We start from the raw sequence: 25,003 nt of genomic DNA on the forward strand, positions 1-25,003 counted from the left end.
TTTCACTCTTTCACTCTTTAGACCATGTTTAAAAAAATTCTTATCGCCAATCGGGGCGAGATTGCGTTACGTATTATCCGTACCTGTCGCGAGATGAACATCAAAACGGTTGCCGTTTACTCGACGGCCGACCGAGATAGTTTGCACGTACGCTTTGCCGATGAAGCTGTATGTATTGGTCCTCCCGCAAGCCGCCAATCGTACCTGAGTATTCCTAACATCATTTCAGCAGCCGAAGTAACCGGAGCCGACGCTATTCATCCTGGCTATGGATTCTTGTCGGAGAATGCCGAGTTTTCCCAGATATGTGCCGACTACGGTATCAAGTTTATTGGGGCAACCGCCGAACAAATTAATGGCATGGGCGATAAGGCTACGGCTAAAGCGACCATGAAAGCAGCTGGTGTACCGGTCATTCCCGGCTCAGAAGGACTGCTGGAGTCATTTGAGCAGGGCCAGAAATTGTCGGCGGCTATGGGTTATCCAGTCATTGTGAAGGCAACGGCCGGTGGCGGTGGTCGAGGAATGCGGATTGTTCGGTCGGAAGGAGAATTTGAAAAGGCCTGGAATGATGCCCGCACCGAAGCCGGAGCCGCTTTCGGCAACGACGGCCTATACCTGGAGAAATACGTTGAAGAGCCGCGCCATATCGAAATTCAGATTATTGGTGATCAATTCGGTAAAGTCTGCCATTTGTCGGAAAGGGATTGCTCCATTCAGCGCCGGCATCAGAAATTAATTGAAGAGACGCCGTCGCCAATCGTATCTGATGAACTTCGGCAACGAATGGGCGAGGCTGCCATAAAAGGAGCACAAGCCATTGGCTACGAAGGAGCCGGAACCGTTGAGTTTCTGGTGGATAAACATGGAGATTTTTACTTCATGGAGATGAACACCCGGATTCAGGTAGAGCACCCGATTACGGAGGAAGTAACCGACTTTGATTTAATAAAAGAGCAAATTAAGGTAGCGGCAGGCACCGAGATTTCAGGACGCAACTACACTCCGAAACTGTTTGCCATGGAGTGCCGCATTAATGCTGAAGACCCGGCTAATGGGTTTCGGCCATCACCGGGTAAAATCACGAACCTTCACTTCCCCGGTGGTCATGGTGTCCGGATTGACAGCCATGTGTACAGCGGCTATACTATTCCACCAAACTATGACTCGATGATTGCCAAATTGATTGTATCGGGTCAATCACGGGAAGAAGTGATTACCCGCATGAAACGAGCTTTGCAGGAGTTCGTTATCGAAGGTATAAAAACGACGATTCCCTTTCATATCCGATTGATGGATGATCCTAAATTCCAATCAGGTCAGTTCACAACCGCCTTTCTGGATACGTTTGATTTTAGCAAGTTGTAGAAAAAGGGCTTTAGTCCGTGATACCTCATTAGAAAATACGAGGTGGTCTGCTTTACTGGCAGGCCACCTCGTATTTTTTTAATACCCACTGCATGAATCACCTCGCTACTGCCGATTATCTCGTTTTCTTTGTTTACTTCATCATTGTTGTTGGCTACGGTTACTGGGTTTACCAGCGGAAACGCTCATCCCAGATGAGCACTACCGACTTTTTTCTGGCCGAAGGGTCGCTTACCTGGTGGGCCATTGGTGCTTCGCTTATTGCTTCTAATATTTCGGCAGAGCATTTTATCGGCATGGCAGGTTCGGGTTTTGCCATGGGGCTGGCCATCTCGTCTTACGAGTGGTTCGCTGCCGCTACGCTGATTATTGTGGCGGCATTTTTTATCCCCATTTACCTTCGGAACCATATATATACTATGCCCCAGTTTCTGGCGCAACGATATAGCGATACGGTTAGTACGATTCTGGCCATATTCTGGCTTGTCGTTTATGTGCTGGTTAACTTAAGTTCCATTCTATACCTTGGTGCCATTGCCATCGAGTCGCTGGTCGGAATTTCGTTTACGGCCTGCACCATTGGGCTGGCCATATTTGCTATTTTCATTACACTCGGAGGCATGAAAGTTATTGGCTATACCGATGTGATACAGGTAGTTGTATTAATCTTTGGCGGGCTGGTTGTTACTTACCTGGCACTGCAACTAGTAGCACAGGAAACCAGCGGTTCGGCCACCGCCAGCGTGTGGAGTGGTTTACTCTCGCTCCGTCAGAAAGCTGATAGCCATTTTCACATGTTTTTTCCGAAAGGCAACCCGAATTACGAAGTGCTACCAGGCATGGCGCTGGTAACGGGCGGCATGTGGCTCAATAACCTGTATTACTGGGGTTGCAACCAATACATTGTGCAACGAGCATTGGGAGCCGATCTGAAAACGGCTCGTACCGGAATCCTGTTTGCGGCTTTCCTGAAATTGATGATTCCCCTCATTGTGGTTATTCCAGGCATTGCTGCCTACGTACTGTATCAAAGCGGACCTTTCCGCGAAGCGATGACCGACGCTTCGGGCGTCGTAAAACCCGATCAAGCGTATCCAGTCCTGATGAACCTATTGCCAGTAGGTATGAAAGGGCTTGCTTTTGCGGCTCTGACAGCGGCTGTCGTTGCTTCACTAGCCAGCAAATGCAATTCTATTTCAACCATTTTCACGCTCGACCTTTATAAAAAATACGTAAACAAAAATGCATCGGACCAAAAGCTGGTTAACGTAGGCCGCTGGGCGGTGGTGGTTTCTTTCCTGGTAGCCATTGCCGTAGCCCCCATGCTGCGATCACTCGATCAGGTATACCAGTACATTCAGGAGTATACCAACTTCGTTACGCCCGGTATCTTTGCCATATTTCTGCTGGGGTTCTTCTGGAAGCGGGCCACCAACCGGGCGGCCCTGACGGTGGCCATTATAACGCTTCCCCTCTCCACGTTGCTCAAATTCTGGCCCGAGGTAACCAACTTATTTGGTATTCAGTCCGATTCGATTCCCTTCCTGCACCGCACCACCTGGGTATTCTGCATCGACATTCTATTGATGGTGGTTATCTCACTGACCGATCCGGCCGGGTATGCTAACAATAAGGAAATCATCGTTGACAAGCAGATGTTCCGGGTAACCCCTTCGTTTGTCATTGGATCGGTTAGTATTTTTGGTATTTTGGCTGTGTTATATACTATATTCTGGTAATTCCGGGCATGATTTTACGCCGACGAACTCCCGTACTCTACTGATTAACAGGAAAAAAAGTCTAAATTTGTCTTCTAATTTTTCAGCCGTCATGATTAGCGAAACAGCCCCACTTACCAGTCTGGATCAATGGGAAGACGACTTGCTGAGTCGTTATCCCGAACCCGAACATAAGTCGAAAGAAGATTACCGGAATTACGATACACCGGAACGCGATACGGTCCGGGAATTTTACCGGCTCAATCATACCTACCAAACCTATGATTTCGTGCGTGAAAAAGAGCGCGAGTTTCTGGCCTTCGATAAAAAAGAACTGCCGGTTTGGGGAGCAATGGAGTTCCTAAACACCCTTGTCGACGATTCAGACCCCGATACAGACCTGGATCAGCTTCAACATCTGCTTCAAACCGCCGAAGCCATCCGCGCCGACGGTCATCCGGATTGGTTTGTTCTGACCGGCTTTCTGCACGATATGGGCAAAGTGTTGTGTCTTTTTGGCGAGCCTCAATGGGCCGTTGTAGGGGATACCTTCCCGGTTGGCTGTCAGCATTCAGACAAGATTGTTTACCCCGAATTCTTCGCCAACAATCCCGACAGTCAGGATGAGCGGTATAATACCAAATATGGTGTGTACGAACCGAACTGCGGCTTGCGGAACGTGCATATGTCGTGGGGCCACGACGAATACCTGTACCAGATCATGAAGGATTATTTGCCCGAACCGGCTCTATACATGATGCGCTACCATTCGTTTTATTCGCAGCACCGCGAGGAGGCTTATAATCACCTGATGGATGAGCATGACCACGAGATGTTCCAGTGGGTACGCAAGTTTAATCCGTATGACCTATACTCAAAAAGCCCAAAGCCCCCCGTAGTAAGTGAACTGAAGCCTTACTACGAGGAGTTGATCGCTAAATATTTGCCGGCTACCCTCAAACTTTAAAAGTCAGGCGGCCTGATCAGACAATAAAAATTCCGTAAGTGCTTGATAAATCAAGCACTTACGGAATTTTTATTGTCTGATTATGTAGATTTGGCGGTTTGACTGCTCCATTATGCTCCTCTTCTTCATTTCACTTTACCTACTTTCCAACGTAGCTGTTGGTGCCTGGGCGGCCCGTCGCGTAACGACTTCGCAAGACTTTGTGCTGGCGGGTCGGCGGTTACCTCTGTTGCTGGCGGCCTCCGTAACGTTTGCTACCTGGTTTGGCTCAGAAACCATTATGGGTGCTCCGGCGATGTTTGTAGAAGGTGGATTTCTGGCGGTTATCGAAGAGCCTTTTGGGTCAGCGTTATGCCTGTTTCTGGTTGGTGCTTTTTTCGCTCGCCCGCTCTATCGACTTAATATTACAACGTTCTGCGATTACTTCCGTATCCGATATGGTCGGTCGGCGGAGTTACTCTCCGCATTGATGGTTATACCTTCCTATTTTAGCTGGATTGCCGCCCAACTGGTAGCCATTGGCATTGTGTTGAGTGTGGTAACTGACATTCCCCGTGCGTACTGCATTGTTGGTAGCGCAGGCGTTGTTATGATTTACACATTGCTGGGTGGTATGTGGTCCATTTCCATTACTGATTTTTTCCATAACCTGATTATCATTCTTGCACTGGCCGTTTTAGGCGTGCTCTTGTGGAATGAGGTTGGTGGTTGGGAAACGATAGAAAAACAGACCCCCCCGGGCTTTTTTCGTTTCCTGCCAAAGTCGACGGGAAAAGACTGGCTGGCGTATGTTGCCGCCTGGATTACGATTGGCCTGGGATCTATCCCACAACAGGATGTTTTTCAGCGTGTGATGGCCGCCAAGACAGAGAATACGGCCGTTCGGGCCTCATTCCTGGCATCAGGTATGTACGTTACGATTGCCATGCTGCCCCTGTTCATTGCGCTTAGTGCCAAACTACTTCATCCTGACCTACCAAAAGATAATCAACTCATTATTCCGAACATGGTAATGCAGCATGGTAGCTTTCCTTTGCAGGTGTTGTTTTTCGGGGCAGTAACGTCGGCCATTCTGAGTGTATCGAGTGGGGCTATTCTGGCACCAGCGACGGTCTTTGGGGAGAATGTGATGAAGTTTTTCCGGCCGGATATTGCTGATAAGACGTTGCTAAGGGCAATCCGCTGGTCAATAGTAGTCATCACTCTCATCTGCGTCTTGATGAGCACCACCCGTGATACAAACATCTTCGATCTGGTTGGTGAATCATCAGCTTTTAGCCTTGTTTCTTTGTTTATTCCCTTAACGGCCGGCATTTACTGGAAACGGGCGAACCTGACAGGATGCCTCTGTTCTATGCTCATTGGGTTCATTGTGTGGCTACTTTGCTTATGGCTACAAACCGAAATTTCGCCGATGTTGTGGGGCTTGCTGGCGAGTACGGTTGGAATGGTAGCAGGGAGCCTGTTTTTCAGGCATCCAGTAGCCGCCGATGATAATTAATCTGGCCCAGATGATACATTAGGTGCGAGGATAAATGCACCAGAAGGTATTCGGTGGTCATTGGTTTACCAAATACCTGTTGTGGGTATTCAGCCTCGAGTTGTTCGATGGTCAGGTTTTCTAACGCACGCTCAACAACGGCATTAGTTTCATCTATTTTAGTCAGTAACTCACTCCGGGAAACATTTTTCAGCGAGAACTCCAGGTCGCGGTGGCGTACATAGCCCGTTTTCCCAAGTTCGGCACCGATGAACGCATTCAGATTACCAACCAGATGCAGACACAGATTCCCGGCCGAATTGCTGATGCCTTTTTCGGTGTACCAGATTTTTTCTTCGCTCTGATATAATTCAATCTCCCGCTTCAGTTGTTCAAGATCACGGCGAAAGAGGGCTTTCAGTGTTTGAGTAAGCATAGGTAGTAGACGATTTTCGATGCAGTCTGGTATTTTTTCGTTCCTACTACCCGAAATACTGTTGCTCAATCCGACCGATGTAACCCAGATAGCTGGCACTATCAAACCAGGGCTGGAGTCTAGCGCCGATGTTTGGGTAAAGGTTAAGGTTGCCCAGTTCGTTGATGGGTTTCCAGACAACATCGAGGGCCGTTGTTTCATCGGAGTTTAAGACTGGCGTACCGGTAAATGTCCGGACGGCAAAGACGACGTGCAATACGTCGTCATTACGCTCAGTGAGCAGCATTTCACCCGCCAGAATCATTTCGCCCACTTCGATTAAAACACCCAGTTCTTCACGGATTTCGCGAACAATCGTCTCAGGCAAGATTTCCCCCCGGTTAGGGCTACCACCGGGCAAAGCGAATACATCCTGCCCCCCGTACGAGTAACGCATGAACAAAACTTCTATCTGGCTATTACTCTTTCGCCAGATGAGGGCGGATGGACGAACTTTCATACCGGAAACATACGAAAGAGCGACTGCTTTCCCAACTTGTTGCTGGAAAAACAATCGCTCTTTCAAACTTATCAGTCCTGTCTGGCCCTTAGTTCAAATCCCGTGTGGTTTCGAACAGGAACCAGGTACGCCGTTCGGTTTCGTCGATATATACTTCCAGTAAGCTGGCGGTGGCTACATCTTCGGCATCATCAGAAATCTTATGCGCATCACGCATGTTCTTTGCCATCTTCCTGTTTTCGGAAAGAAGATCCTTCAACATGTCTTTTGCCGTTACAAAATCCTCGTCGTTGTCTTTCACCCGTTGCAACTGGGCAATGTGCGCAACTGACCGGATTGTATTGGCTCCAATTTTACGAACACGCTCAGCAAGGGGGTCAATCGTGGCAAAAATCTGGTCAGCCTGTTCATCAAGTAGAAGATGATAATCACGAAAGTGACGACCCGACATATGCCAGTGGAAGTTTTTAGTTTTGATATATAACGCGAAGGCATCAGCTACCAGGCCATTTACGGCTTCGGCTACTTTTTCGCGCCCTTTTTCCTTCAGGTCAGAAGGAGTGTCCAGTTCATCAATTTCATTAATCGCTTTCATCTGTTGGTCTGTTTTAGGGACTAGAATCCATTCTTACACAAGAACATAGTGTCGGCTGGATTGTTTGTTAAATTCCCCTTAAAAACGGGTCAACGCTTTTTCCGCCACCGTATTGCCGATGGATAATGACGATGTGGCGGCTGGCGATGGGGCATTGAGCACATTAATAGCTTTATCCGTTTCTACAATAGCAAAATCATCGAGAAGGCCACCGGTTCGGTCACAGGCCTGCGCGCGAACCCCGGCGCCCCCAGGCTCCAGATCGTCTTCCTGAATTTCGGGAATCAAGGCCTGTAATGCTTTGGTAAAGGCTGATTTAGAAAATGACCGGTACATTTCACCGAGGCCCGTTTCCCAATATTTGGCGGCTACTTTTTGAAAGCCCGGCCAGGCTAGTGTCTGCGCCAGTTCTTTCAGATTGATGTCTGATTTTTTATAGCCTTCCCGCTGGAAAGCCAGTACCGCGTTAGGGCCAGCCTCCACTCCCCCGTGAACCATGCGAGTAAAATGAACACCAAGAAACGGAAAGTTAGGATCAGGAACGGGGTAAATCAGGTTTTTGACCAGGTATTCTTTCTGGGATTTGAGCTTAAAATACTCTCCCCGAAATGGCACAATACGAACATCTATGGGTTCGCGCTGCGTTAGTTGAGCAATTTTATCGGAATACAGACCAGCGCAGTTGATGACCAGTTTTGTTTCGTAGCAATTCTTATCCGTCACCACGATACTGATGCTCGTACCGGTAGTTACCTGTTCAACGCGTTCACCCAATCGAATTTCTCCCCCCAATAGCTTGAACTTCTCAGCGTATTTGTCAGCGACCTGCTTGTAGTCAATTATGCCTGTTTGTGGTACAAACATGCCGGCAACTCCGGTTACGTGTGGCTCAATGTCACGCATTTCAGTCACCGACAGCTTTTTTAAACCAGCAAGACCGTTTTGTAATCCACGTTGATAGAGGGTTTCCAACTGGGGTACTTCTTCCTGTTTTGTCGCTACCACAATCTTGCCACACAAGTCGTATGGAATAGCTTCGGCATTACAGAAATCAAGTAACATCTGGTAACCCCGAATGCAGTTTATAGCTTTCAGGCTACCGGGTTTATAGTAAAGCCCGGAGTGGATGACACCACTGTTGTGCCCGGTCTGGTGTTGCGCTACGGCAAATTCTTTCTCCAGCAGAACGACGTTAAGAGCCGGTCGCTGCTGTTTCAATTGTAAGGCGGTGGCTAGTCCAACAATACCACCACCGATAATCACTACGTCTGTCATTTGCGACCAAAGATACGCATTCTGTTCACTGCAACTGCCCTTCAATCCAGTCCAGGCCCCGGCCATAAAGCGCATGAGCAAAACGTACCCGATTATCGAATTCGGCGTTTTCCGTATGCCCATCGGTCATAAATTTCCGCACAAGTCGGGCATTATCTGATGCCTGAGGCTGTTCAATTTCCGATTCAGTTTCGGTACGAAAGGCCGAAAATGCCGGAGCATCGCCCTCAAAATGCTGAAAAAACAAATGGCCTTTGGGTGTACGTACGGCACACAAAACGCCACTCGACCGGCTCGTCGACGGCGCCAGGCTCCCCTCCAGGCCCCGTTTTAGTACGATGACTCCATCGAAACCCGCCAGCATGGCCAGTTCTGCCATTTTCATCTGATACGTAATATGAAATACGGACGTCACTAATATTCGGGCGTGGCAGGGATTGAGAACTTTCTCGAGTGTAGCCAGAAATGGCCGCTTAATAATGACAGTACGCCGGTCTACCCACCTATTGAGCGCGGGCGACAGTGCTTTCTGATCCAGTACCCAGCCAAATGAATGTAGGGGCGTATCGAGTTCGTGGTTACTTTGCAGAAACTGGCAGCCCAGATTCATGTAAAGGTCAAGAGCGTTGAGCATAAACTTAGGGCCTCCAGACCGGCCAACCATGGATATCGCCCCGTAGCCCCGTTTCTGGAAAAACTGTCCCAGCAATGGTGTAATCAGATAACTGTGTTCAACCCCATCAAAGGGATCAGCCAGTTGAATCAAGGGTCGGTCGGCGCAGCTTATGGGGCCAAAACCAGGCGAGTACGTTCGTTCGGCAGCGCGCATCAGTCCATGATATTCTTCGTTGGTTTCGTGCCGGACTCGCATAATACTGACTGCCAGCCCCCGAAAAGTCTCGCATACGCCATCGCCGAACAGGTAATCGCCCAGTTGTTCCGCTTCACTCACCTGCAGATTTGCACCACGAACGAGTTTGATGGCTACTGGATATAGTCCCACGGGTAAATCGGGGCAAATTTTGTTGATAAAATAGGTGGGGTGTCCAAAAGCTCCTTTACCAATTACCTCTTCCAGTGTTTTCTCTTCGGGCGTCATTCCTTTGGCCAGCAATGCACCTAAAAAGGCCCCACGTTGCAATGGATGAGCCGTTGGATCGGTTAGGGCAGCCCGGCAATCGGTTAATAATTCGGGGGTAAGGGGTTTGCTACCGTACTTACCAATGCCAATATGTTTGATACCACGCCCAAGCGGGGTGCTGGTGGCAGGTGTATCCAAAACCATAAGACTAACGTGTTTAACTGAGCAGTAGGGAGTAAGTAAAAGTAAACAAAAAAGACCTATTCACGGCTGGACATACCAGACACTTTTTAGCGTACAGCCCCCTTTAATTACTTAACCGAAAAAGCACCAGGTGTCAAAATCGGGTGTATATCTCTTTCAATAACTCGCCCGTTCGTCGGCGCATTTCACTTACCGGCTGGGTAAAGTTATTGTGCATAATACTGAAATAAAGCAACTTACCCTGTTTGGTTACTATATAACCACTCAAATTATAAACGCCCGTCATCGAACCAGATTTGGCAAATACATAGGGGTTACCATCCATCCCAAGATTTCGTAATGTTCCAGACTGCCCGGCGGCTGGGAGTAAAGCAAAAAGCCGCTTCTGGGGTATTTTTTCCGCTATTTTCGTGAGCAAAGCAATTAATACATTAGGCGTAAAGGCGTTGTAACGCGACAAGCCAGAACCATCGACCCACCGGGCAGCACCTGCCGGTATGTGCAGAACAGAATCGGTCATTCGATGCAGTTCAGCTACCGGGTCAAGTTTAACTTTATTCCGTTCGGCGGAGATCATGAACAGCGTTTGCTCGGCAAATTGATTATCACTTACGTGAAGCATCCGTTTGTAAAGCGAGTCGGCCGGTGTCCCGCGTACTACCAGTGTTGTCGCGGGTATAGGAACCGAAACGACATTCACTTCCCGATGCAGTGTATCGGCCAGTAATCTGGCAGCCAATTCAGGCGACCATCGAAACGGCACATCCTGTCGAATAGACTGGTTGCTGGCCGGGCGGGTAAATTGATTGGAATACTCGGCTCTGCGGACCCCACCCGGCGCAGTACCGGCGGCCATGTGAACGCTATCGGCCAGTAAGCGAGGACTTATCGTGCTGTTCCGAAAGCGAACAACATTACCGTATATGGGCAACGGAGCTAGTTCGGGCGAGTAATCATCATTGTAATCGTCCCAGGCCCAGCCCGGCCCAAAACGTGGTCCATTATAGTTGGCGGCAGAAAAGAACAGGCGCTCCGGGCGATTCCTCAGAAAAGCCAGCACTGTTGTATCAGGCAGATCGGGGTGGAGCAGCAGCGGATTTCCCGTTCCCCAAAAGAGTAAGGAATCAGCACGAATTGTGTAGCGTAATGCCGGGAGCGAGTCAGGCAAATACAACAATCCGGCATAAAAACTAAACAACTTCGTATTCGACGCGGGTACAAAAGGCTTATCGGCATTATACTGTATCAATGCCCGCTGCCGAACCGGGTCATACAAAGCGACACCAGTAAAATGATCCGTATAGACTGACTTTGTCCGAAGTTCACGACGAATATGCCGGGCCGGAGAGCAGGCAAGAACCAGCGAAAGAAGCAGGAAGAAGCTAGAAACGATTTTCATACGTGAACCACCAGATCAGGATTATTTTACAATAATAACCTTCTTCGTTAGGAGTAGATCATCCGCTTTCAACTGTATAAAGTATAACCCTTCGGGTAATTGACTTAAATCAAGTTGCTCACTGATTTTTGTGCCCGTTGCTTTTAGCGTGAGTTGCTGCATGAGTTGCCCGGTTGGCTGAGTAATAGTTACCGTAATCTCAGCCAACGCTTTGGGAAGATCAGCCTCCAGTTTTATCGACCCGCTACTAACCGGATTAGGATATAACCTGAATGTTCCGACAGAAACGGGGTCAGCGGCCAGCACAGGGGGTGGCGGACCAGCCTGAATCCGGAGATTATCAATAGACCAACCCCAGCCGTACGATAACTGGTCGGCAAATAACCGAAACCGAATCAGAACCTGATCCCCGGCTTTGAAAGTCGCTCCCGGTTTCAGAAGGGGTATTTCCCGCTTTCGGTACATGGCCGGAAAGCCGCCCGCTTTTGAATTTCGCTCGCCATATAGCCCTGGCACAAGGTCGCTATTGTAAGCCGTCAACCACTCCCCCCTGTCGTTGGACGTATAGGCATCGATCAGCGGTTTCCAGGTACGACCACTGTCGCTGGAACCTTCCACAATGACGTAGTCATAGAAAGTCGCATCGCCCAGCCGGCTGCTGGCATCCCCCGACTCGACCAGTACAATTTCGTCAAAACGAATGTAGGCGCTGTCCGGGTTAGCTTTTATCCGAATAGGAGCCAACAATACTATATCATTATTAGCCTGCGATTTAAAGTCATTACCATTGCGGTACGGATGTTCTGAATGAATGGCCGGATCACCAAAACTGGCAGGAGTCGTAATAGAAAAGCCATTTCCCACAAAGTCGCTGGCCACACCAGTTTCGTTGAATGTCGTTGTGTAATGATCGCGTACTGCCCGAAGCCCCACCACCGTCAACTGATAGAAACCGTTGACTGGATTGGCACGTTGGTTTTTGGTTCGCGCGTTGTCCTGCGCTACGATCCGATAGGTGACTTTATCACCAGTTTTCAGTGAATTGGCGGGAAAAACAACTCGATTCGCATAAACGGAGTCGTAGGTAAAATTACCAATGGTCAGGCGACTATAGTTTAAGAGTATGTTTGGTTGCGCTACACCATTAATCTGGTATTCAACATAAGCCGAAGCGATACCACTTCTGTCGTCGGAAATACGGGCATAGATTGGCAGACTATCAATCGTAGTTGTTGAGAATAAGGACTGTTTGGCGGGGCTAAACTGAATGGTGGGTGGCGTTGTGTCTGGGCCTACCTGAATATGATACCAGGTTTTTGCCCCATTTAACTGCCTGCCAGGGTTCACGAATGATTTCCCCGTTACGTCCTGCGCCTGAATGTAATACCAGATATCACCTTTAGCCTGGGCAGCAGGTAGCGTATACCGATATTCGTTGGTTGTATCGACTCGGACAAGTGGAATAGCCGTAAAGGCGGTATCGCTGGCGGTGGGGGCACTTTTTCGGTAGAATAACTGGCCAGACGCCGGAATAATCGTTGTGTCGCTAATAATTCGGGCACTAAACAGCAGGTCTTTAGCCTCTTCGCTGTTGGATAAAGGCGTGTGCAGAACGGATGTTGTCTTCCATTCCATATCAGAAAAGAACGTCGCTACCAGTGGGCCGGGAGAGTGAATGGATTCGGCCTGTTTTAACGTGGGTGTCATCAGTGAATTTTCGTTTCCTGTAGGATACGTGTCTTCATCCAGGTGATAAATGCTGGTTGACCGGGAAAATTGTGATTTGGCATGGAGCCGGAGTTTCTGAACCGTGGTCTGCCGGAGTATCGCTCCGTTGAGGAACAGGTCATTGCCCGTTAATTGCTGGTTTAACTCAGGGGAGTTATTCGGGAATTCTTTCTGAGACGTTACCAACCGCCTTACCGGACCGCCGGCCCCGCCCGTTTCAATAAAGCAATCGTAAACCGATGGCAAAGCTGCCAGATATTGACCAACAATCTGGCCGGAAGGAGTACTAGTCGTGTTGAAAAAACCAATGAACCCCAGCCCATGTGTCAGTTCGTGCAGTACTGCCGTTACCATATCTGTCTGGCCTTTGGGGGTGAGCCCATCGGTACCGAAGTACCATTCATTGTTTCGGTTGAAGTCCGCTATGATATCCGCTTCGCCAGGGGAATTCAGCTCGCGATGGGCAATCTTTTCGGCCAGTGCAATGGGGTAAAACGCCGTTGCTTTTTGTGCTCCATCAATACTATACCGATACGATGTTGGCCCCGCTGAACCCAGTAAGCCCGGCGTATCGGAAATCCAGTTAGCCTGTATTCGAATCGGCACGGAGGACGTAATTAATGTCGACCAGATATCGACCGCGTACTGAAAAGCCCGTTTTGCTTCGGGGGTGAAGTTGGTATAGGTAACGATAAACTGCGATTTTGGGGCAGCAGGACGGCCCGACGCGGTTTTTCGCTGGAGAAAAACCGCGGGCGGTGATACCTGCGTAAACGCATCCCGGTTGTCGCTATAGTAGTCTATTTTGGACCCAGGAGCAGATAAGCTTAGTGGAGACGAAGGTGCTATTGGCGAAGCGGAAGAAGCCATTTTTTGGGCAACCATTGGATTTGCCAGCATGACCACACTGCATAACACCCCTACAATCTTCCCGTACATCATATCGACATTAATCTTTCAGACGAGTAAATTTCGGGTCTAAATAACCATTATCAATGGTCTGTACGCTAAGAATGACCCTGTTGCCAAAAATAAATGGATGAACATAGCAGAAATAAGATTGCCTGTTTTATGGTGTAATTCATAAAACAGGCAATCTCAATGGTCACCAACGGTTTTCAGGCCGGTTCGGCGGGCCGTTTTAGTACGAGCGAGACCGAATTCAGACAGTATCGCATGCCGGTTGGTTTCGGCCCATCATTAAAAACATGTCCGAGATGGGCATCACACACGTTGCATAGCACCTCTACCCGGCGCATGCCGTAACTATCATCTTTCTCAAGACGAACACGCTCTTCCTCGATTGGTTCGGTGAAACTGGGCCAGCCAGTGCCCGACTCAAACTTGGTCGTCGATTCGAATAGTTCCGTACCACAGCACACGCAGGCATAAACACCCGGGTCATGGGCTTCGCAATACTCTCCCGTGAAAGCCCGCTCCGTTCCTTTACCACGCGCCACCCGATATTGTTCCGGCGTAAGCAGTTGCTTCCACTCTTCGTCAGATTTGATAACTTTCTGAATCATAATAGTAGTTTGATGTTCGATGTTCGATGTTGTAAAGGCGCGAATATTTCATCCCAATCAAACAACGCTTTGATAACGATTTGGGTTTTGATGCCGTATTTTTGTTTGTCGTTAAATCGAACAACAAGACGGTACTGCACAACTTCAAACATCAAACTAAAATTGACTATCCGGCAACTATTACAACAATTTTGGGGATACGAACACTTCCGGCCTATGCAGGAAGATGTAGTCAATCGGGTGCTGGACCGTCAGGATGCCCTTGTACTGATGCCAACGGGGGGCGGAAAATCCATTTGCTTCCAGGTGCCAACCCTGGCCATGAAAGGCGTTTGTATTGTGGTAACACCCCTCATTGCGTTGATGAAGGACCAGGTCGAGCAGTTACGAAAGCGGGGTATTCCGGCTGCGGCCATCTACTCCGGTATGCACTATCGGGAAATTGACACGACGCTGGACAACTGCATTTACGGTAATCTGAAGTTTCTGTACGTTTCTCCTGAGCGATTACGAACCGAGCTTGTCATTGAACGGGTAAAGCAAATGACCGTTTGTTTATTGGCGGTCGATGAAGCACACTGCATTTCGGCCTGGGGCTATGACTTCCGCCCTCCCTATTTGCAAATTGCCGAATTTCGTCAACTCATTCCCGACACCCCCATCATTGCCCTGACTGCTTCGGCCACGCCCGATGTTCAGACGGATATTGTTGATAAACTGACGCTGCGGGAGCCTGTTATCTTCCGGCAAACCTTTGCACGGCCCAACCTCTCCTACTCCGCCGTTTTGGAAGAGGACAAAGAAAACCGCCTGTTACGGGTGCTGCAAAACGTGCCGGGCTGCGGAATTGTTTACGTTCGGAGCCGTCGGCAAACGCAACAGATTGCCCAATGGCTTTTAAAACATGAAATTTCGGCTGATTTCTACCACGCTGGTCTGACTACCCAGCAACGGTCCGACAAGCAGGACTTCTGGATGAAAGGGGATACGCGGGTTATGGTCGCCACGAATGCGTTTGGTATGGGTATCGACAAACCCGATGTTCGCACGGTGGTTCACCTCGACGTTCCTGATTCGCTCGAAGCCTACTATCAGGAAGCGGGTCGGGCTGGTCGCGATGGGCAGAAATCCTACGCCGTCATGCTGTACACCCCCGGAGATTTGGAAAACCTGCGTTTCCGAACCGAGCAGTTGTATCAACCTGTAGCTATGTTGCGCCGGGTCTATCAGGCGCTGGCGAATTATACCGCGGTACCGCTTGGTGGGGGCGAGTTTAGTAGTTATGACTTCGACATGGGCGCTTTCACCGCTACGTTCAGTCTGCCCCAGCAGGAAACCCACTACGCCCTGAAACAGCTACAACTGGAAGGGTTGATTCAATTAAGTGAGAACTACTTTCATCCCTCCCGGCTAACTATTGTGCTGGACAACCGGCAGCTTTACGAGTTCCAGGTACTGAATCCCCGTCTCGACCCATTCCTGAAGCTACTACTCCGGTTGTACGGGGGCGAACTGTTCACCGACTTCATTACCATCTCGGAATCCACGCTGGCCCGAACCTATCTTGTCAATCAGTCGGAAATTGAGCAGTTACTCACGCAGTTGCATCAGCGGAACGTGGTCATTTACGAAAAGCAGAAGGACAAACCCCAGTTAACGTTTCTAACACCCCGATACGATGCTCCGTCGTTGCCGGTCAATACGCAGGAGTTAAACCGACGCAAAGAACTGGCCATGCGAAAGGTACAGGCGGCCACCCTGTATACCGAACACCCAACCCAATGCCGCACCCGGCTATTACAGGCTTATTTCGGAGAAAAACCAGGAGACCGTTGCGGCATCTGCGATAACTGCCTTAAAAAGAAGAAAAAGTTAGAGCAAAGTCAGTCAGCCGTCCGGGAGCAGGTTCGCGAATACGTTGCCCTGGCCAATGGGCCGGGCGTATCACCCAAACAACTCGCGCATTACTTCGCCCAAACCGATGCAGAGTCTCTTACTCAAACCCTGAAACAAATGCTGGCCGAAGAGGAAATTCGATACACGAAAAGTGGAAATCTGACACTAAATGTAGGGTGAGCACTGGCTGCTGGTGGACCAGCACAATTCACATTGCCGACTATTGTAACCCTAGATCGTTATCGATTTGGCTTCCGGGTTGTACGCCCCGACCAGACTACCATTGAAGCGATTCCTTTAGAGCGGTATAGTTTAGTACAATAGGGTAGCTGGCCCTTCTCTGATCATATTAAAGCGACTAATTTCCGGGGAAAGTTTACGCAACGTATTGACTATAACAAAACAAACGTTTTATCTTTGTGCGCTCAATCGGGGTGTAGCGCAGCCTGGTAGCGTGCTACGTTCGGGACGTAAAGGTCGTGGCCGGGCCGCCGGTGCGGTTCGAATCCCACCACCCCGACCAAAACGAAATTTAACGATGAATAACGCAGTAAACATGATTTGGTGGTGGCACTCTTCTCAACCGAGATGAGGGTTGCCCCTATTGTTGTTTACCAGAAAACGATATAAAGGCTCACCGTCATCCCGGTGAGCCTTATTTTTTTTCCTTTTCAGTAAAAATTACCAGAAAATGACTACGACAAAACCCACTACCTACCGCGTTATCAGCCGCCACAAGCGGATGCTAGCCGATATTATTACGCCGGTCAGCATCTACCTACGTATCCGTGACCGGTTTTTGAACAGTATTCTGCTCGAAAGCTCAGACTATCATGGCAACGAAAACTCGTTTTCGTACATCGCCTTCGACCCGGTTGCCCGATTCTCGTACGAGACTGGAAGGCTGACCATTAAGATGCCGGAAGAACCGGAGCAAACCCGCGACTTACCTATTCAGGAAATGAAGGGTGCTCTTCAGCAATTCAAAGACAGCTTTCAACACCAGAAATCTCCTTTTTCTTTTATTACAAATGGTCTGTTCGGGTACTTTGGCTATCCGGCTGTGCAGAGTTTTGAAGATATTACCCTCCACGCTCCCGTACCGCCCGAAAACCAGATTCCGGCCGCCGTTTTTATGGTGTATCGCTATGTATTGGCTATCAACCACTTTAAAGATGAGCTATATCTGTTTGAACATAGCTACATTCCGGAAGGAGAAACCGAAGACCCAGCATCAATCGAAACACCGGAGCAGGACCGGCTCGACTACATTAGTGAGTTAATTACGGGTCGAAACTATCCTACCTACACCTTCAGCACGGCTGGGCCCGAACAGTCGAACTTCACGGACGATGCGTTCAGGGGGGTTATTCAGAAAGGCATTGACCATTGCCATCGGGGTGATGTATTTCAGATTGTGCTGGCGCGTCGGTTTTCGACCCCGTTCATAGGCGATGAATTTAATGTATACCGGACGCTACGGTCGCTAAACCCCTCCCCATATCTATTCTATTTCGATTACGGCAGTTATAAACTATTCGGTTCCTCGCCCGAATCGCAGATTGTAGTTAAAGACCGAAAAGCCACCATTTACCCCATTGCAGGCACCTTCCGGCGTACGGGCGACGACATCCGGGATGCCGAACTGGCGCAGAAGCTATACGACGATCCCAAAGAGTCGGCCGAGCACGTTATGCTGGTAGACCTGGCCCGCAATGACCTAAGCCGTAACTGCGATGTGGTCAACGTAGAGACGTTCAAAGAAGTGCAATATTACTCACACGTTATTCACCTGGTCTCTAAAGTGGTGGGTAACCTAACCGAAACCGCCGTCCCATTGCAGATTGTGGCCGAAACGTTCCCGGCTGGTACGCTCTCGGGCGCACCCAAGCATATGGCGATGACCCTAATAGACCGATACGAGAATCTGAGCCGTAGTTTCTATTCCGGCAGTATTGGCTACATGGGTTTTGACGGGGAGTTCAACCATGCCATTATGATTCGGACCTTCATGAGCAAGGATAACACACTGTACTATCAGGCTGGGGCGGGTGTAGTAGCCAAATCAGTCGTTGAAAGTGAACTACAGGAAGTCCATAACAAACTGGCTGCTCTACGAATGGCAATTGAACAGGCAAAAAATTTATAGTATCAGGAGTAAGTAATGGAAGTGAGGAGCCACCAATTCTATTTTCTTCTCCTCACTCCTATTACACACTCCCCACTCCTTAAAAAAAATGAAACTTCTTGTTTTAGATAATTACGATTCCTTCACCTATAACCTCGTGTATATTCTGCGGGAGTTAGGAACAAAGCCCGATGTAATCAGGAATGATAAAATCGCGCTGGAATCCGTTGGACAGTATGACAAAATCATGCTTTCGCCGGGGCCGGGAATCCCCTCCGAAGCGGGTATTATGCAGGATCTGGTCCGTATGTACGGACCTACCAAAAGCATTTTGGGTATCTGTCTCGGCCATCAGGGTATTGGCGAAGTATACGGAGCTACGCTGGAAAATCTGGGTGAGGTATTGCACGGTGTAGCCCATCGGACCATCATCACCGACCGCTCTGAATACCTCTTTCAAGACATTCCCGACGAATTGACGGTGGGCAGGTATCATTCCTGGACGGTTGTGCCTGACTCATTACCGGCAGATCTCCGCGTAACGGCTGTAGATGAGAAGGGCCGTATCATGGGTCTGATGCATTCACACTATGATGTCCGGGGATTGCAATTTCACCCGGAGTCGATTTTGACCGAAAACGGCGTGAAGATGATTCAAAACTGGTTAGCACTGTAGAGACGCGATACCTCGCGTCTCATGTGCGACAGCAATAAATAGCATTTGTGCAAACTGCACACAATCACACACAGTAGCAAAACCCTCCGGTCAGGAGAGACGCGAGGTATCGCATCTCTCCACATAAACTAAACCATGAAAGCGATTCTCAATCACTTATTCGAATACAAACACCTAACCAAAGACCAGGCGCGTGAAGTGCTTCTGGGCATTGGCCGGGGTGAGTACAATCCAGCGCAGATAGCCTCCTTTCTGACCGTTTATATGATGCGTAGTCTACGGCTTGAAGAACTTGAAGGCTTTCGCGATGCGATGCTTGACCTTTGCCTGCCAGTCGACCTGGCAGACTACGATCCAATGGACCTCTGCGGCACCGGGGGGGATGGCAAAGACACCTTCAATATATCGACGCTGTCCTCCTTCGTCGTTGCCGGAGCGGGGCAGCGGGTTGCCAAGCACGGGAATCATGGGGTGTCATCGCTGGTTGGTTCGTCGACGGTTATGGAATACTTAGGCTATCGATTTACGAATGATGTGGGCGAACTACAGCGAAAGATGGAAACAGCGGGCATTTGTTTCCTTCACGCGCCCCTCTTCCATCCGGCCATGAAAAATGTTGCCCCCATCCGGAAAGATCTGGGCGTAAAAACTTTTTTCAATGTACTGGGACCAATGATAAATCCGGCAAGGCCCGCCAAGCAGCTTGTTGGGGTGTTTAGTCTTGAATTGGCACGATTATATGCGTACCTTTATCAGCAAACCGACAAGCAGTTTATGATTCTGCACGCCCTGGATGGCTACGACGAAATTTCGCTGACCGGCGCGTTCAAAGTTATTACCAGCCAGACAGAACAGGTGCTGGAACCAAGACAGTTAGGGTTTGATGTGCTGAAGCCCGAATCACTGGCCGGCGGACAAACACTGGATGAATCAGCACAGATATTTATGAATGTGCTGAACGACAAAGCCACCTCTTCTCAGAAACAGGCCGTTCTGGCTAATTCGGCCATGGCATTGCTGGCTGCCGGGAAAGTCAACGGCCGGGAAGATGCGGTGGCAATGGCACGGGAATCATTGGAAAGCGGAAAGGCGTTGAACTGTTTTAAGAAGTTAATTGCATAAAACCAGCCGTTAGTCGTCATTTTTAGTCATTTTTTTTGTTTCGCGATGAATGACAGTCAATGACCACTACTGACTACTCTGACAACGAATGACAATTCTTGACGAGATTATTGCGCAAAAGCGAATCGAAGTAGCCCAGCGAAAAGAAACTACGCCAGTATCAGCACTGGAACAAATGCCCGACTTCAAACGGATATGCCTGTCGACACGGGATGCCGTTCAGGAATTTCGCTCGACGGGTATCATTGCGGAGTTTAAACGCAAATCCCCCTCTAAAGGCATCATCAATGCCAAGGCCGATGTAACAGAAACCACGCAGGGTTATGTTCGGGCGGGAGCAGCCGTCCTGTCCATATTAACCGATGAGCCCTTTTTTGGCGGAATACCGGCCGATTTGCAGGCTGCGCGGCTGGCGAATCCTGAAACGCCGATTTTGCGCAAAGACTTTGTTATTGACCGCTACCAGCTTCTGGAAGCTAAAGCCTGGGGTGCCGACGTTGTTTTGCTGATTGCCGCTTGCCTAACGCCGGAAGAGGTCAATGAACTTAGTATGCAGGCCCACGACCTGAGTTTACAGGTACTCCTTGAAGTACACGATGAGGATGAACTGAATCGTTGTCTCACGCACAACGTCGACCTGGTGGGTGTCAATAATCGCAACCTGAAGACATTCAAAACCGATATCGAGACATCGCTTCGGCTGATTGAGCAAATTCCAGACACGTTTGCAAAAATCACCGAAAGTGGTTTGACCGATGCGGCAACCATGATAACCCTTTTCAAGGCCGGTTTCGACGGTTTTCTCATCGGCGAAGCGTTTATGAAAACTACTGACCCAGCCGCAGCGCTGCAAGCATTAGTAACAGATTTTCAATCACGAATGCCCACCTTCATCAACTCGTTCAACTCATGAAAATAAAAGTGTGCGGTCTACGCGACGCCGAAAACATAAAAGACATAGCCGCTCTACATCCTGATTTTATTGGCTTTATCTTCTACGATCAGTCTTCCCGTTTTGTTGGTGACGATTTGGACGAAGCGGTTGTAAGGTCACTCCCCAAGTCGATTCGAAAGGTAGGGGTATTTGTAAATGCCAGCCCGGATTATATTCTGAGAAGTGTAAAAAAATACGATTTTCAGTACGTGCAGCTTCACGGTAGCGAAACACCCGATTACTGCCGTAGCCTGAGGAACCGGGGTATTAACATCATCAAAGCATTTCGGGTGAATGAGTCGTTCAACTTCTCGATGCTGAATAACTATAAGGCTCAGTGCGACTTTTTTCTGTTCGATGCCAAAGGGGAGCAGCCTGGTGGAAACGGTATTACGTTCGACTGGCAAATCATGAGCCGATACGATAACGAAAAACCCTTTTTCATCAGCGGTGGTATTGGCCTGGACAACCTCGACGAGTTGGTTGCCCTTAAGAATATTAAGCCCTATGGGGTGGACATAAACAGCCAGGTCGAAACGGAGCCCGGAGTAAAAGATGTAGCCAAAGTGAAGGAATTGATTGACCGGCTCCGGCCTGTTGAGGAAGAAGCATAGTAACGGGGTTTTTACGTGACGGGACCTTGAGTTCCCTCCTTTTGTCAGGATTACGCTTAGATTAGTACTCATTCGTATGCAAACCACAATAGAACCACAAACCTCTTTTGAGGTAACGGATCAAGGATTTTATGGCCATTTCGGCGGGGCTTTTATTCCCGAAATGCTTTACCCGAACGTAGAAGAACTACGTCAGAATTACCTCTCCATTATTGCTGATCCCGGTTTTCAGACTGAGTTCTGGCAATTGCTGGAAGACTACGTTGGTCGGCCGACGCCTTTATTTCTGGCAAAAAGATTATCGGCGCAAATTGGTGCAACCATATACCTCAAACGCGAAGACCTGTGTCATACCGGAGCGCATAAAATAAATAACACGATTGGTCAGATTCTGGTCGCGCAACGGCTGGGCAAGAAACGTATCGTTGCCGAAACGGGAGCGGGTCAGCATGGTGTAGCAACGGCAACAGTTTGCGCATTGATGGGTATGGAATGCATCGTTTATATGGGCAGCATCGACATGGAACGGCAAAAGCCCAATGTTGACCGGATGCGGATGCTTGGCGCAACAGTCGTGCCGGCCACATCGGGTAGCCAAACCCTTAAAGATGCCACAAACGAGGCCATGCGTCACTGGATTAATAATCCTGTTGACACTCACTATATTATTGGTTCTGTGGTAGGGCCACACCCATACCCGGACATGGTCGCCCGGTTTCAGTCGGTCATTTCGGAAGAAATCAGAAAGCAACTTTTCACTAAAACCGGGCGCGAAACACCCGACTATGTGGTGGCTTGTGTAGGTGGAGGCAGCAATGCTGCGGGGGCGTTTTTCCATTACCTAAATGAACCCTCCGTACGCCTGGTAGCCGCAGAAGCCGCTGGACAGGGCGTTTCGTCAGGACACTCGGCCGCTACCACTGCCCTTGGTAAACCAGGTGTTTTACACGGTAGCCGCACCATTCTGATGCAAACTGAAGATGGTCAGGTAACAGAGCCTTATTCTATTTCGGCTGGTCTGGATTATCCCGGCATTGGCCCGCTGCACGCACACCTGTTTGAGTCAGGCCGGGGCGATTTTTACGCCATTACCGACGATGAGGCTTTACAGGCTTGTTTTGAACTCAGCCAACTTGAAGGCATCATCCCCGCCCTGGAAACTGGACACGCACTGGCGGCACTCGCTAAAATGAACCTCAAATCGGAGGATGTTATCGTAGTTTGTTTGTCAGGCCGGGGCGATAAAGATTTGAGTACTTATTCAAAGTATCTATAGATTGTACAGCCACTAATTGTCATTCCCGGTCATTAGTTGTCATCAATCGTTTACTAATACCTGACAATCGAATGACTAAGAATGACCGTTAATGACAATCAATAACAACCAATGACCCTATTAACTACCCAGAACCGTATTTCAGACCTGTTTTCACAAAAAAGTGAACGACTGCTGAACGTTTATTTCACCGCTGGTTTTCCAAATCTTGTCGATACCGTACCCATTCTTCGTGGTTTACAGGCAGCCGGTGTAGACCTGGTTGAAATAGGGATGCCCTACTCTGACCCCGTTGCTGACGGCGAAACTATTCAGCAAAGCAACGGAAAAGCACTGGAAAATGGTATGTCGTTGAAGAAGCTGTTTACTCAGCTAGCCGATTGTCGTCAGGAAGGCATCACTGTCCCGATTTTGCTGATGGGCTATATCAATCCAGTACTACAATTCGGAGTAGAAAACTTTTGCCGGAAGTGCCAGGAAGTCGGCGTTGATGGCGTTATCCTACCCGATTTACCACTGGATTTATTCCTGTTTGACTATGCCGAAACATTCCGCAGGTATGGTATTCTGAATGTACATCTTATTACACCCCAAACATCAGAAGCACGAATTCGGCTCATTGACGAAGAGTCGGAAGGGTTTATTTATATGGTCTCATCGGCCAGTATTACAGGTTCCGTAAAGGGCGTTAGCGATACCATGGAGACCTACTTCAAGCGTATTCAGGCTATGAACCTGCGAAATCCGAGACTGATTGGATTTGGTATCAATAACCACGAAACCTTCGACATGGCCAGCCAATATGCCAATGGAGCTATTGTGGGCAGTGCTTTTATTCGGCACCTGGATGAAAAAGGGATATCACCTGATACCATTCGGGCATTTGTGCAGACGATTCGGGCCTAGCGGCTTACCTTTGCGTCATGAATTCCGATATTAACTTCAATAAATCACCTGACGGTCTGTTGCCAGCCGTTATTCAGGATGCGGAAACGGGTAAAGTGCTAATGTTGGGCTACATGAACAGTCAGGCATACGAAAAAACCCTTGCTGAAAACATCGTAACATTCTTCAGCCGGAGCAAAAAACGGCTCTGGACAAAGGGGGAAACATCCGGCAATTTTTTGCACGTGCGGGAAATGCTGGCAGATTGCGACGGCGATACGCTGCTGATTAAGGCTACCCCTACCGGGCCGGTTTGCCACACCGGAGCCGATACATGTTTTGAAGAGGTTAATCAGGGAAAGGGACAATTCCTGAATTACTTGCAAGCCATCATCCACGACCGGAAAGTGAATCCGTCCGACAAGTCTTACACGACTACCCTATTTAACCGGGGAGTCAATAAGATTGCGCAGAAGGTAGGCGAGGAAGCCGTTGAGCTGGTAATTGAAGCAAAGGACAACAACGACGACTTATTCAAAGGGGAAGCGGCCGATTTACTCTTTCATTTTCTGGTGTTGTTAGAGCAGAAGAATATGGATTTAGACGACATTGTATCCGTTCTGAAAAGCCGTCATATCAAACAATAGCTTCCTGTTTAGAGTTTGTCTTTTCGATAGCGGCAAGTGCCTCGGTGGTACCTGCGAGTCGTTTCTCACCAAACTCTGACTAATTCAATGGGCCTTATTATTCGCATTCTTATTAGTGCCGTAGCAGTGTGGGTTGCCTGCTACTTTATTCCAGGCGTTTCCGCAACCGGCGGAGCAGGAACCTACCTGATTGTAGCCATCGTACTGGGCTTTCTGAATGCTTTCATTAAACCTGTACTAACTATCTTGACTATTCCTATCACCATTATAACCCTTGGCCTTTTTCTGCTGATTATTAATGTGCTAATGGTTTATCTGACTGCCTACTTAATACCCAATTTCCACGTCAACGGCTTCATTGCTGCCCTGTTATTCAGTATTGTAGTGTCAATCGTGACTGCCCTGATTGACGCGATTGTGTAAGCAGACGATAATTCTTCAGAAAAATGCCCTGACTAAAAAGTAGTCAGGGCATTTTTTATTATTCGTTAATACCCCAATTTTCATCTTTTTTAAAGACATTGGAGGTATCGGGACAAAACCTCAAAA

The 25,003-nt window shown here is 48.8% G+C and carries 22 protein-coding genes and 1 tRNA gene; 15 read left to right on the top strand and 8 right to left on the bottom strand.

Annotated elements, in window-relative coordinates:
- Nucleotides 1-24 precede the first annotated feature (24 nt).
- From accC to B157_RS0123720, 4 genes are all read left to right on the top strand, one after another.
- Nucleotides 25-1,368, top strand: a complete 1,344-nt coding sequence (gene accC, locus B157_RS0123705; RefSeq protein WP_020605798.1) for an acetyl-CoA carboxylase biotin carboxylase subunit — start codon at nucleotides 25-27, stop codon at nucleotides 1,366-1,368.
- Between the two features lie 92 nt (nucleotides 1,369-1,460).
- The gene (locus tag B157_RS0123710) at nucleotides 1,461-3,107 is read left to right on the top strand and encodes a sodium/sugar symporter (RefSeq protein ID WP_020605799.1); all 1,647 of its coding nucleotides are present in this window, start codon (nucleotides 1,461-1,463) and stop codon (nucleotides 3,105-3,107) included.
- A 91-nt stretch (nucleotides 3,108-3,198) separates the two neighbouring features.
- Nucleotides 3,199-4,053, top strand: a complete 855-nt coding sequence (locus B157_RS0123715) for an inositol oxygenase family protein (RefSeq protein WP_020605800.1) — start codon at nucleotides 3,199-3,201, stop codon at nucleotides 4,051-4,053.
- A gap of 112 nt (nucleotides 4,054-4,165) precedes the next feature.
- Nucleotides 4,166-5,554: a high affinity choline transporter 1 gene (locus B157_RS0123720; protein ID WP_020605801.1), complete on the top strand. Its 1,389-nt coding sequence runs from the start codon at nucleotides 4,166-4,168 to the stop codon at nucleotides 5,552-5,554.
- Here the strand turns inward: B157_RS0123720 and B157_RS0123725 are convergent.
- From B157_RS0123725 to msrB, 8 genes are all read right to left on the bottom strand, one after another.
- Nucleotides 5,523-5,969 carry a DinB family protein gene (locus B157_RS0123725; protein ID WP_020605802.1) on the bottom strand — a complete coding sequence of 149 codons (447 nt, stop codon included), beginning with the start codon at nucleotides 5,967-5,969 and terminating at the stop codon, nucleotides 5,523-5,525. The genes B157_RS0123720 and B157_RS0123725 overlap by 32 nt on opposite strands.
- 46 nt (nucleotides 5,970-6,015) lie before the next feature.
- Entirely contained in the window at nucleotides 6,016-6,468 is a 453-nt protein-coding gene (locus B157_RS0123730; protein WP_026308930.1) for an NUDIX domain-containing protein, read from the bottom strand.
- 88 nt (nucleotides 6,469-6,556) lie between these two features.
- The gene (locus B157_RS0123735; protein ID WP_020605804.1) at nucleotides 6,557-7,063 is read right to left on the bottom strand and encodes a Dps family protein; all 507 of its coding nucleotides are present in this window, start codon (nucleotides 7,061-7,063) and stop codon (nucleotides 6,557-6,559) included.
- A gap of 78 nt (nucleotides 7,064-7,141) precedes the next feature.
- Complete coding sequence (lhgO, locus tag B157_RS0123740; protein WP_020605805.1) at nucleotides 7,142-8,338, bottom strand: L-2-hydroxyglutarate oxidase; 1,197 nt, start codon at nucleotides 8,336-8,338, stop codon at nucleotides 7,142-7,144.
- A gap of 25 nt (nucleotides 8,339-8,363) precedes the next feature.
- Complete coding sequence (locus tag B157_RS0123745; protein WP_020605806.1) at nucleotides 8,364-9,623, bottom strand: anthranilate phosphoribosyltransferase; 1,260 nt, start codon at nucleotides 9,621-9,623, stop codon at nucleotides 8,364-8,366.
- Nucleotides 9,624-9,756: 133 nt separating this feature from the next.
- Nucleotides 9,757-11,022 carry a D-alanyl-D-alanine carboxypeptidase/D-alanyl-D-alanine-endopeptidase gene (locus B157_RS0123750; protein WP_020605807.1) on the bottom strand — a complete coding sequence of 422 codons (1,266 nt, stop codon included), beginning with the start codon at nucleotides 11,020-11,022 and terminating at the stop codon, nucleotides 9,757-9,759.
- Between the two features lie 21 nt (nucleotides 11,023-11,043).
- Nucleotides 11,044-13,692 (bottom strand): T9SS type A sorting domain-containing protein, encoded by a 2,649-nt coding sequence (locus B157_RS0123755; RefSeq protein WP_041952252.1) that lies wholly within the window; start codon nucleotides 13,690-13,692, stop codon nucleotides 11,044-11,046.
- A gap of 176 nt (nucleotides 13,693-13,868) precedes the next feature.
- Entirely contained in the window at nucleotides 13,869-14,276 is a 408-nt protein-coding gene (msrB, locus tag B157_RS0123760; RefSeq protein ID WP_020605809.1) for a peptide-methionine (R)-S-oxide reductase MsrB, read from the bottom strand.
- Between the two features lie 162 nt (nucleotides 14,277-14,438).
- Between msrB and B157_RS0123770 the strand changes: the two genes are divergently transcribed.
- From B157_RS0123770 to B157_RS0123820, 11 genes are all read left to right on the top strand, one after another.
- Nucleotides 14,439-16,352, top strand: a complete 1,914-nt coding sequence (locus tag B157_RS0123770) for a RecQ family ATP-dependent DNA helicase (protein WP_084761865.1) — start codon at nucleotides 14,439-14,441, stop codon at nucleotides 16,350-16,352.
- 250 nt (nucleotides 16,353-16,602) lie between these two features.
- Nucleotides 16,603-16,695 (top strand) — tRNA-Pro (locus B157_RS0123775).
- Nucleotides 16,696-16,863: 168 nt separating this feature from the next.
- Entirely contained in the window at nucleotides 16,864-18,321 is a 1,458-nt protein-coding gene (locus tag B157_RS0123780; RefSeq protein ID WP_020605812.1) for an anthranilate synthase component I family protein, read from the top strand.
- An 88-nt stretch (nucleotides 18,322-18,409) separates the two neighbouring features.
- Complete coding sequence (locus tag B157_RS0123785) at nucleotides 18,410-18,976, top strand: anthranilate synthase component II (RefSeq protein ID WP_020605813.1); 567 nt, start codon at nucleotides 18,410-18,412, stop codon at nucleotides 18,974-18,976.
- Nucleotides 18,977-19,111: 135 nt separating this feature from the next.
- On the top strand, nucleotides 19,112-20,098 hold the full coding sequence (gene trpD / locus B157_RS0123790) for an anthranilate phosphoribosyltransferase (RefSeq protein ID WP_020605814.1): 987 nt from the start codon (nucleotides 19,112-19,114) through the stop codon (nucleotides 20,096-20,098).
- Between the two features lie 88 nt (nucleotides 20,099-20,186).
- Nucleotides 20,187-21,011 carry an indole-3-glycerol phosphate synthase TrpC gene (gene trpC / locus B157_RS0123795; RefSeq protein WP_020605815.1) on the top strand — a complete coding sequence of 275 codons (825 nt, stop codon included), beginning with the start codon at nucleotides 20,187-20,189 and terminating at the stop codon, nucleotides 21,009-21,011.
- Nucleotides 21,008-21,646 (top strand): phosphoribosylanthranilate isomerase, encoded by a 639-nt coding sequence (locus B157_RS0123800; RefSeq protein ID WP_020605816.1) that lies wholly within the window; start codon nucleotides 21,008-21,010, stop codon nucleotides 21,644-21,646. Before trpC ends, B157_RS0123800 begins: the two co-directional genes overlap by 4 nt.
- A 76-nt stretch (nucleotides 21,647-21,722) precedes the next feature.
- Nucleotides 21,723-22,922: a tryptophan synthase subunit beta gene (gene trpB, locus B157_RS0123805; protein ID WP_020605817.1), complete on the top strand. Its 1,200-nt coding sequence runs from the start codon at nucleotides 21,723-21,725 to the stop codon at nucleotides 22,920-22,922.
- 111 nt (nucleotides 22,923-23,033) lie between these two features.
- On the top strand, nucleotides 23,034-23,828 hold the full coding sequence (trpA, locus tag B157_RS0123810) for a tryptophan synthase subunit alpha (protein ID WP_020605818.1): 795 nt from the start codon (nucleotides 23,034-23,036) through the stop codon (nucleotides 23,826-23,828).
- A gap of 17 nt (nucleotides 23,829-23,845) precedes the next feature.
- Nucleotides 23,846-24,454 carry a bifunctional phosphoribosyl-AMP cyclohydrolase/phosphoribosyl-ATP diphosphatase HisIE gene (hisIE, locus tag B157_RS0123815; protein ID WP_020605819.1) on the top strand — a complete coding sequence of 203 codons (609 nt, stop codon included), beginning with the start codon at nucleotides 23,846-23,848 and terminating at the stop codon, nucleotides 24,452-24,454.
- A gap of 87 nt (nucleotides 24,455-24,541) precedes the next feature.
- Complete coding sequence (locus B157_RS0123820) at nucleotides 24,542-24,877, top strand: phage holin family protein (RefSeq protein ID WP_020605820.1); 336 nt, start codon at nucleotides 24,542-24,544, stop codon at nucleotides 24,875-24,877.
- Nucleotides 24,878-25,003: the final 126 nt, after the last annotated feature.

Origin of the sequence: Spirosoma spitsbergense DSM 19989 (assembly GCF_000374085.1) — a bacterium.
Classification (GTDB): Bacteria; Bacteroidota; Bacteroidia; order Cytophagales; family Spirosomataceae; genus Spirosoma; species Spirosoma spitsbergense.